At 65.8% G+C, this 8920-nt stretch carries 10 protein-coding genes and 1 riboswitch; of the genes, 1 reads left to right on the top strand and 9 read right to left on the bottom strand.

Annotated elements, in window-relative coordinates:
* Positions 1 to 208: 208 nt before the first annotated feature.
* Entirely contained in the window at positions 209 to 1168 is a 960-nt protein-coding gene (phnD, locus tag PMI15_RS12500; RefSeq protein WP_007869097.1) for a phosphate/phosphite/phosphonate ABC transporter substrate-binding protein, read from the bottom strand.
* Positions 1169 to 1585: 417 nt separating this feature from the next.
* On the opposite strand from phnD, the gene PMI15_RS12495 reads away from it, so the two are divergent.
* A complete protein-coding gene (locus tag PMI15_RS12495; protein WP_007869086.1) occupies positions 1586 to 2185 on the top strand; it encodes an OmpW family protein in 600 nt (199 codons plus the stop codon).
* On the opposite strand, the gene PMI15_RS12490 is transcribed toward PMI15_RS12495, so the two are convergent.
* From PMI15_RS12490 to PMI15_RS12455, 8 genes are all read right to left on the bottom strand, one after another.
* Complete coding sequence (locus PMI15_RS12490) at positions 2182 to 2700, bottom strand: DinB family protein (protein WP_036838782.1); 519 nt, start codon at positions 2698 to 2700, stop codon at positions 2182 to 2184. The two genes, PMI15_RS12495 and PMI15_RS12490, sit on opposite strands and share 4 nt — an antisense overlap.
* Positions 2701 to 2714: 14 nt before the next feature.
* Positions 2715 to 2924, bottom strand: a complete 210-nt coding sequence (locus tag PMI15_RS12485) for a DUF1737 domain-containing protein (protein WP_007869082.1) — start codon at positions 2922 to 2924, stop codon at positions 2715 to 2717.
* A 70-nt stretch (positions 2925 to 2994) separates the two neighbouring features.
* Positions 2995 to 4308, bottom strand: a complete 1314-nt coding sequence (locus tag PMI15_RS12480; protein ID WP_007869078.1) for a D-amino acid dehydrogenase — start codon at positions 4306 to 4308, stop codon at positions 2995 to 2997.
* A gap of 107 nt (positions 4309 to 4415) precedes the next feature.
* Positions 4416 to 4524: riboswitch (glycine riboswitch) on the bottom strand.
* A gap of 194 nt (positions 4525 to 4718) precedes the next feature.
* Positions 4719 to 5252 (bottom strand): GrpB family protein, encoded by a 534-nt coding sequence (locus PMI15_RS12475; RefSeq protein WP_007869074.1) that lies wholly within the window; start codon positions 5250 to 5252, stop codon positions 4719 to 4721.
* A 14-nt stretch (positions 5253 to 5266) separates the two neighbouring features.
* On the bottom strand, positions 5267 to 5752 hold the full coding sequence (locus tag PMI15_RS12470) for a hypothetical protein (RefSeq protein ID WP_007869072.1): 486 nt from the start codon (positions 5750 to 5752) through the stop codon (positions 5267 to 5269).
* Positions 5749 to 6483, bottom strand: coding sequence for an alpha/beta fold hydrolase (locus PMI15_RS12465; protein WP_007869065.1), 735 nt, complete (start codon positions 6481 to 6483; stop codon positions 5749 to 5751). The genes PMI15_RS12470 and PMI15_RS12465 overlap by 4 nt, the downstream gene beginning before the upstream one ends.
* Positions 6484 to 6508: 25 nt before the next feature.
* The gene (locus PMI15_RS12460) at positions 6509 to 7567 is read right to left on the bottom strand and encodes a hypothetical protein (protein WP_007869056.1); all 1059 of its coding nucleotides are present in this window, start codon (positions 7565 to 7567) and stop codon (positions 6509 to 6511) included.
* 22 nt (positions 7568 to 7589) lie between these two features.
* A complete protein-coding gene (locus PMI15_RS12455; protein ID WP_007869053.1) occupies positions 7590 to 8822 on the bottom strand; it encodes a CaiB/BaiF CoA-transferase family protein in 1233 nt (410 codons plus the stop codon).
* Positions 8823 to 8920 lie beyond the last annotated feature (98 nt).

Raw genomic sequence — 8920 nt, 5'->3', positions numbered from 1 at the left:
CTGGCGTGTAGCCTGTTCCCCCCTCAAGGGGGCGGCGCTAGCGGCCCGGCAAAGCCGGTTCCGCAGCCCCTGCTTGCACGGGCCCCGTCCGTTGCACTCAATGAACTCTTAAACCCAGCATGAGCCGCGGGACTGGCTTTGCCAGACCGCAGGCGGGCGGCCCCCTCGGGGGGCAGGGAGCTACACGAAGTGAGCGACCGTGGGGGCCTTACTTCTTTTGACTGGACCGGTAGACCTGCATCACCGTCGCGAAGTCGCGGTCGAAGTTGATCGGCAGGAAGGTGTCGTTGCCGGGCAGCTGCTTCTTCAGCGTGGGCGAGAAGCTGTAGCTGAACGAGCACTTCTTGACCCTGGCCTGCAACTCGGGCGACACGTCCTTGTTCATGGTCCAGGTTTCCGTCATGAAGGGCGGGCTCTCCCAGATCGTGCGTATGCTCGATCCCTTGACGTCGCCCTTGACGACCATGCGCTGGTAGAGGTCGCTGGCCACGGCCGCGGCCGGAAAGAAGCCGTGCATCACGCCCGTCACCGAGCGCTCATGCCCATTGGAGAACACCACCTCGTAGTCCTTGTCCGGCGTCAGGCCCAGGGCCGGAAACAGCGCGCGCGGCGCCAGGTTGCCTGAATTGGAGGTTGGCGTGGTGTGCGCGATCTTCTTGCCGATCAGGTCCTTCGGTTCCCTGTAAGGGCTGTCGATGCGGGTGATCAGGATCAGTTTGTAGGAATTGCGCAGGCCGGTGGCCTTGTTGCCCGGCACCGCGAAGGGCGGGGCCTGCCCGGCCGTCACCATTTGCGCGGCCAGCCCCGGGTTCACCTGGCCCAACTGGGCCTTGCCGGTCGACAGGCTTTCGATCAATTCTTTTTCGCCCAGGATGTCGACGTTGCTGGTGCGCTCCAGCGAGTCGCCCTGGGCATTTTGCAGCTCCACATTGGCGCAGCGCGACAGGTGGCTGAAGTAGTCGCCCCACAGGGCCATGGTCTCGGTCTTGCCGTAGGTCTTGGGCATGGCCACCACCATTTTTTCGCGCGGACCGGTGAATTTTTCAACCGCCGGCGCGGCCGCGGCCTTGGTTTTTTTCGAGGGCGGGGTTTCGGTTTGTGCCACGGCAGAACCCAGAGCCAGCGCCACGCCCGACAGCACCGCCACATTACGCAATAAAACCATCATTTGATCGCCCCTAGTCATTGATGAACCGCATCCCACGGCAAGCACGGCCGCAGGGCCGTGCCCCCAGTGTGCGGCCAAACTAACTTTTACTTACAAACGGGCGGACATTAAAGCGACAAGCAGCGGGAATACCCCGGGTAGTCCGTGGTTTTTTTGTCGAAAAAGAGGGCGCCAAGGTAGCGCGCCAAACGCCTTTCCTGCTAGGCCGCCGTTACAAATAACGCACAACGGGGCGGTGCAGGCCGCTTCGATCCGCCCGAGCGAGCCGCCATTGCAGGCCGGCCTGTTTGACCTATCGCAAACTTCGCGCTGATTGCGTGGGCGGCTGGGCTGCATCTGCGCCAGATCAAGTCGTCGGCAGGGCCTTGCGGCTTCAATCAATGGCGGGAATGTTCCCGTTTCTTCTGCCGCTAACCCATGAAAAAACAAGTCATCGCCGCCGCTGCCCTCTGCACTCTTTTATCGGGCGCCGCTTTTGCCCAAACCGCTGAAGGCCCCTGGCTGGTTCGCGCCCGCGCGGTTCACCTGGACAGCGCCAACGGCGACAGCACCGGGCTCGGGCTGACCATCAACAACAAGTGGATGCCCGAGTTGGACATCAGCTACTTCTTCACACCCAAGGTTGCGGTCGAACTGGTGCTGACGGTTCCGCAAAAACACACCCTGTCGGCAGCCGGCACCGCCATCGGCAGCTTCAAGCACCTGCCGCCCACGCTGACGGCGCAATACCATTTCGACCCCCTGGGTTCGGGCGCCTTCAAGCCCTATGTCGGCGCGGGCGTCAACTACACCCGCTTCAGCGCGGTCAGCCTGCCGCCCGGCGTGGACATCAAGCGCAGCAGCTGGGGCCCGGCGCTGCAGGTCGGCGTGGACATTCCCCTGGGCAAGCAGCTGTCCCTGAACCTCGACCTGAAGAAGGTCTACATCCGCACCGATGTGTCCGCGGGTGGCGCCAAACTCGGCACCTTCAAGGCCGACCCGATGCTGTTCGGCGTGGGGCTGGGCTGGCGGTTCTAAGCAGGCAGGTTCGAGGCGCTTGCGGCGCGAGACGCATCCATCTTGCCGAGCAGCCACTGCAGGCCGGCCAGGTGCTGCTGGTCGTGGCTGCACAGGTAGTGCACCAGGCTGCGCAGGGTCAGCGCGCCATAACCTTCGAACTCCGCCCTGCGTTCCAGTGCCTGCGGCGTGAGGCCCGCAAGCATCTCCATGGTCTTGGCGCGCGCCGCGCGAAAAGCCGCCAGGGCTTCCCGCGCGTCGGCTGTCGCATAGCCGCGCTCCCGCTCCAGCGCATAGCCGTCCAGCGATACCAGCACCGGCTTGTCCTCGGCGAGCGTGCGCTGGATGCGCACATGGTAGCCATCGATCTCGATGTCCCGTACGTGGCAGACCTGGCCCAGCGCCGGGAAGGTCTCGCTGGGGATGCCGTCCCAGGACGAAGGTATCCAGTTGCGGTGGCTTTCAGGAACGGCCGCGTAAAACAGCTCCAGCTGGCGCGGGAAATCCGCCATCGCTTGCAGGGTCGCGGGGTTCAGCGGCGCGAGAGCGCTCATTGGGAGCTCCTTTGTGCCGATGGCCAGAGCAGCGCCTGCGCCACGATCACGCGCTCGCCGTTAAAGGTCGCGGCCGGCGAGCCGTAAAGCGCGTAACCCAAAGCCAGGGCTTCGCTCACGCGATGGCAAAAGCTCGCGTCATCCGGGCCGGTCAGCAGGCGGTAGGTGGGAAGGCCGTCGGGCGGCGTGTTCGTGGCTGATGTCATGGCGGCATGGGGCTGGTGAACGGAGGGCGATATTACCGTGTCCGCTCCCATGCTGCACGGGCGCCCGTCCTCAGGCTTTCACCATGCCCGGCAATACCATGCCATGCCCCCGCGCCGGCATGCCGGTAAACGCAAAATCCACTTCCGGCACGCGTCCGCTCACGATGTCGGCAATCGCCGCGCCCGAGCCGCAGGCATGCGTCCAGCCCAGCGTGCCGTGGCCCGTGTTGAGGAACAGATTGGACGTTTTGCTTTTGCCGATGTAAGGCACGTTGCTGGGCGTGGCCGGGCGCAGGCCGGTCCAGAACTGCGCGCCTTCACCGTCCGTCATCTCCGGGAAGAGCTGCTTCACGCGGCGCACGATGGCCTGGCAGCGCACCAGGTTCAGCTCGGTGTTGTAGCCGTTGAGCTCCGCCGTGCCGGCAATGCGCAGGCGATTGCCGAAACGGGAGAACACCAGCTTGTACTCGTCGTCCGTCAGGCTCACCTGGTAAGACGCCGCCTCGTTGATCACCGGCAGCGTCACCGAATAGCCCTTGGCCGGGTAGATGCGCAGGCTTTGCCCCAGCCGCCTGGCCCAGGGCGCGCTGAAGGCACCCAGGCACATCACATAGGCATCGGCCTTGAGGGTTTCAATGCGTCCGCCAGCTTCGCCGCTGCCCCTGGCGACCTGCACACCGTCCAGCTGGCCGCCGCCGGCCTGCACATCGAGGATGTTGGTGTTGTAGAGAAACTTCACCCCGGCCTGTTCGCAGCGCGCCGCCAGCGCCGCCGTGAAGGCCTGGGCGTCGCCCGACTCGTCGCTGGGCGTCATGCTGCCGCCCACGATGCTGGCGCGGCACTGCGCCAGCGCGGGTTCTATGGCCACACACTCGTCGGCGCTTTTCATGTCGAGCTCGCAGCCATGCTCGCGCATGATGCGCGCCGGTTCCTGCGCGGCGTCGTACTCGGCCTGGCTGGTGTAGAAGTGCAGAATGCCCCGGGTCTTCGCGTCATACTGCAGGCCCAGTTCGGCCCGGAGTTTTTGCAGCGCGCCGCGGCTGTACATGCCCAGGTTCACGATCTGCCGTATGTTCTGCGCGGTGCGCGCCGGCGTGCAGTTGCGCAGAAACTCCAGGCCCCACAGCCACTGGTTCACATCCGCGCGCAGCCGGAACAACAGCGGCGCGTCCTCGCGCGCCAGCCACTGCAGCACCTTGAGCGGCGCCCCCGGGTTGGCCCAGGGCTCCGCATGGCTGACGGAAATCTGCCCGCCGTTGGCAAAACTGGTTTCCATCGCGGCCGCGCCGCGCCGTTCTATGACCGTGACTTCGTGTCCGCGCTGCGCCAGATACCAGGCCGTCGTGACCCCCGTGACACCCGCACCCAAAACCATGACTTTCATGGCGATTCCTTCTCAAGCAGAAATGGCAGTTGCGCAAGCGCCATGGCTCGGGGGTGCTTGAATCCGGGAAGAATCATGGCAACCGCCAAGCCATCAGATGCTTGCGGCCGCTTCCACTGTCCCTGTTACCTGAGAGATTCAGCCGCGGCTTACGCTGGGGCTTTGCTCCTTCGGTGCGCCGCACCTTGCATGCGGCGTCTCTCCAGACGGCTGTGTGTTTCCGGGCAGTACGGGACCTGAGCGATTATGGAAGTTTGCGCCTTCGGTGGCTGCCTTGCGGCAGCGCTCTCCTGCTTGAACGGCTTGAATTTACCACCGAAGCCTTGTTTGCCAAGGGTTCAGGGGGTATTAGTACAGCTCCAGCGGCTTGATTTGGCGGCTTAATAGTAGCCAGGGCGCATGCCAGGGACTCAGCCTTCGCACACCGACCGCACAAAGGCTGCCTTGGCCTCGGTATAGGCCTCGCGGTCGGCCGGGTACTTGGCCGCCAGCTCGGCCTTGAGCGCCGCATAGTGCCAGGCCAGCGCGGCATCGGCGCGCAGCGCATCGCGAAAACGCAGGCGCTGCGCCCATACCGGGCCGCCGTGCACCACCAGGTGCAGGTGGTGGGTGCGGTGCCCGTCGGCCCAGCGCATCAGCCACTGGCGGTCCGCCAGCGTCGCGTTGAATTCCGCCGAAGCCGTGTAGCCCTGTGCGCACAGCGGCGCCACCAGCGCCCTGGCCGCCGCCATGGAGGCCACGCCGCCCAGGATGTCGATCACCGGCTTGGCCGCCAGCCCCGGCACCGCCGTGCTGCCCATATGTTCAATCGCCATGAAGTCATTGGGAAACAGCGCCAGCAGCCGCTCCCGCTCAGCCTCAAACATCGCGGGCCAGTGCGGGTCGTAGGCCCGCAGCGCCACCTCCTCGTGGATGGCGGCCTGCAGCGACTCGGCGTCCGTCATGGCCTGAACCGCCTTTAGCGCAGCGCCACGACGGCCCGGCGCGCCAGCACCAGGCGCTCGTCCAGGTAGGCGCCGTAAAAATCCGGGATGGCCGCGCCCACCAGCGGCTCGGCCAGCGCCTGCCCCTGCGGGCCCAGGAACAGCACGGTCGGCGTGAAGGTCGCCTTCCAGGCTTTGGTCTGCGCGGCCGCGGTGGTCGGCTTGCCGTCAAAGCCCGTCAGCGGCGTGCGGATGTCGGTGATGTCAAGCTGCCAGGCCTGCAGGCCGCTTTCCTTGCGCGCGGGCAGCAGGTAGTTGCGCCGCACCAGCTCGCAATAGGGGCAGCCGGGCAGGGTGACCAGCAGCACCAGCGGCTCGCCGCGCGCGGCGGCCAGCCCGGCTGCTTCGGGCAGCGAGGCCGGCACGGGCAGGGCGCTGTCCTTGGCCTGGGCCTGCAGCGGCCAGGCCAGGCCGCTCGCCAGCGCGGCCGTGAAGCCGCGGCGGCCCACCACCGTCTTCATTCGGCGCACTCCAGCAGGATGCGCGCCAGCGCCGCAGGCTCGGTCACCATGGGGTCGTGGCCGGTGGCCAGCTCCAGCACACGCGAATTCGGCAGCCAGGCGCCGCCCCAGAATTGCGGGTCGCGGGCGCGCAGCCGGCTGGGCGTGATGGTCGCCAGTGCCGGCGCGGTGCAGCTCACAAAGGTGCGCGGCACGGCCGCCACGCGCTTCACATCAAAATCCAGCGGTGCCTGGTAGGTGTTGCCCGGGTGCGGCGTCTGCCGGCGTTGCACCCAGTCATGGTCGGCGCCCTGCAGGCCAAAAACCTCCGGGTCCGGCGGCGCAAAGCTGAAATGCGGCGAGGCTTGCGCCCCCGCCATGCGCTTTTGCTGCGTGGCGGCATCGTGCGTGCTGCTCCAGCTTTCGCCCGGCTGCGGCACCACCGCATCCACGTACACCAGGTGCTTGAGCCGCCCGCCCATGCGGTCGGCCACCGCCGTGCCTATCATGCCCGCGTAGGAATGCACCGCCAGCGTCACCTCGTGCAGCTCTTCCGCTTCAATCAGGTTGATCACGTCATTGATGTGGGTATCCAGGCTGATCGCCGGCGAAAGCAGGTGCGCCCGCTCGCCCAGGCCCGTCAGCGTGACGGCAAAGGCCTTGTGGTGGTCCAGCTGCAGCACCTGCGCCACACGCCGCCAGCACCAGCCGCCATGCCATGCGCCGTGCACCAGAACAAAATTGTGTTTCATCGCATCACCTCTTTCTGTGGCCTTTTCAGGCAAATTCCTCGCCGAAGAGCAGCGACCAGGCGTTCCGGTACGCAACCAGGTGCCGCACGTCCTCCGGCAGCTGCTGCAGAAAATACCGGTGCTTCTGGTCGTAAGACACCATGCGGTCCATCCGGTCCCCGCCCAGGTCCAGCGCCGACAGAAAGCGCCTGGGGTGCGCGGCAATCAGGTCGCGCCACTCACGCAGCAGCCCGCCGTCGCCGCCCCAGACGCGCGCATGCCGCTGGTTGCTCAAGGGATAGACCGAGGCCGAATCGCCAAACGCCGTGTCGAAATGCAGGTTGGGAAAGCGCCTGATCAGGCCGTCCACATAGGCCGCGTTGTAGCGCGTGGCCCGCTCGATGTAGCGCACCTGCGCCAGGTGGCACCACACCACCCTGGCCTTGGGGTACTGCGCCAGCATGGCCTCCAGCGGCGCCAGCAGGCCGTCCTCGATTTCATAGTGGATCTGGAAGGCGACCCCGGTTTTTTCGCTGAGTGCGAAGACGCGGTGCCCCACGGGGCCGTCGATCGGCACACTGACGTCACGGTCGTCCCCCGCGCCGTGCTTGACCTGCCGCGGCGAGGGATAGTGGCGGAACTCGTATTCGCCCAGGCACATGATCTGCCGTTTCGCAATGGCCGCCTCCTGCCCGTCCATGAACTCGGTCGGCGCCTCCGTCAGCGCCGGCGGCTGGCCGCCGTTGCCCACGGGGATGAAACGGTCCGGGTAGGCCGCGACCAGCTTCTCCGACAGGGGGTTGAAACGCACGCCTTTTTTGAACTCGCCCTGGCCTATGTCCGCCGACAGCGCCATCAGGCCGATGTTGAGCCTGTCCATGTTCTTCGCCACGAAGTCGATGTCCAACTTGCCCGGGTTGCAGGAGCTCTCGATGTCCACATAAGGCAGCTCGCCGGCCGCCAGGATTTTCTTCAGGCGCTGGGCATAAGCGGCCTTCAGCACGCCAAAGTCGGGGATGCCCTCGGCACGGCCCAGGCCCGGAAGGGCCACGCCCAGGGGCAGGCCCAGCATGGCCTGGATGACACGGCGTCGAATCATCATCATGTGAGGTTTTCTCCTGTGGCACTCAAATCGTCTTGCCGCCCTTTAGCTCGGACAGCTTCGCGTCGGAATAGTTCAGCAGCTCGCGCAGCACCTGTTCGGTGTGCTGGCCCAGCAGCGGCGGCGGCAAATCGGTGCGCACCGGCGTTGCGCTCAGGTGCATGGGGCTGGAGACCAGCTTCAAGTCGTCCTTCACCGGATGCCGCCATTCGGTCACCATGCCGCGCGCCGCGATCTGCGGGTCGGCAAACACCTCGGCCAGGTTGTTGATCGCGCCGCAAGGCACTTTCGCCGCCTCCAGCGCCGCCAGCCAGTCGGCCTTGCTGCGTGTTTTCATCACGGCTTCGAGTATCGGCACCAGCTGGCCGCGGTTCTGCACGCGGTTGCGGTTGGTGGCAAACAGCGGGTTGGTCGCCAGCTCCGGGATATTGGCCACCGCGCAGAACTTCGCATACTGCGAGTCGTTGCCCACGGCCAGGATCAAATGGTCCTTGCTGCCGTCAGCGGCGGGTGCGACTTCAAACACTTGATACGGCACGATGTTCTGGTGCGCATTGCCGGCCCGGCCCGGCGCCTTGCCGCTCACCAGGTAGTTGGCGCCCAGGTTGGCCAGCATGGCGACCTGCGTGTCCAGCAGCGCCATGTCCACCTGCTGGCCTTCACCGGTTTTCTCGGCATGGCGCAGCGCGGCGAGAATTGCCACCGTCGCATACATGCCCGTCATCAAATCGGCCACCGCCACGCCCACCTTCTGCGGCCCGCCGCCCAGGTCGTCGCGCTCGCCCGTCACGCTCATCAGCCCGCCCATGCCCTGGATCGCGTAGTCATACCCCGCACGCTCGGCATAAGGCCCGTTCTGCCCAAAACCCGTGACCGAGCAGTACACGAGGCGCGGGTTGATCGCTTTGAGCGAGGCATAGTCCAGCCCATAACGTGCCATGTCGCCGACCTTGAAGTTCTCCACAAACACATCGCAATGGGCCGCCAGCTCACGCACCAGCGCCTGGCCCGCGGGCTGGGCAATGTCGCAGGTCACCGAGCGCTTGTTGCGGTTGGTGCCCAGGTAATAAGCCGCCTCGGTGTCCGCCCCCTGCGCATCCTTCAAGAAGGGCGGCCCCCAGGTCCGCGTGTCGTCGCCCGTACCGGGCCGTTCTATCTTGATCACGTCGGCCCCGAGGTCGGCCAGGGTCTGGGTGCACCAGGGGCCTGCGAGCACACGGGAGAGGTCTAGGATGCGGATGCCGCTTAAGGAGTTCATGTTGATATTCTGTGCTGACTGGGGAGCAAATGAGTGTGTCTTGGTGGCATCGGGCAAATTAGTCTGCAGATGTCCGCAGGTAGTGTGTTCCGATCCCC

This window comes from Polaromonas sp. CF318 (assembly GCF_000282655.1).
Classification (GTDB): domain Bacteria; phylum Pseudomonadota; class Gammaproteobacteria; order Burkholderiales; family Burkholderiaceae_C; genus Polaromonas.
Note: the sequence above shows the minus strand (reverse complement) of the source record. Positions and strands in the feature narration are given on the sequence as shown.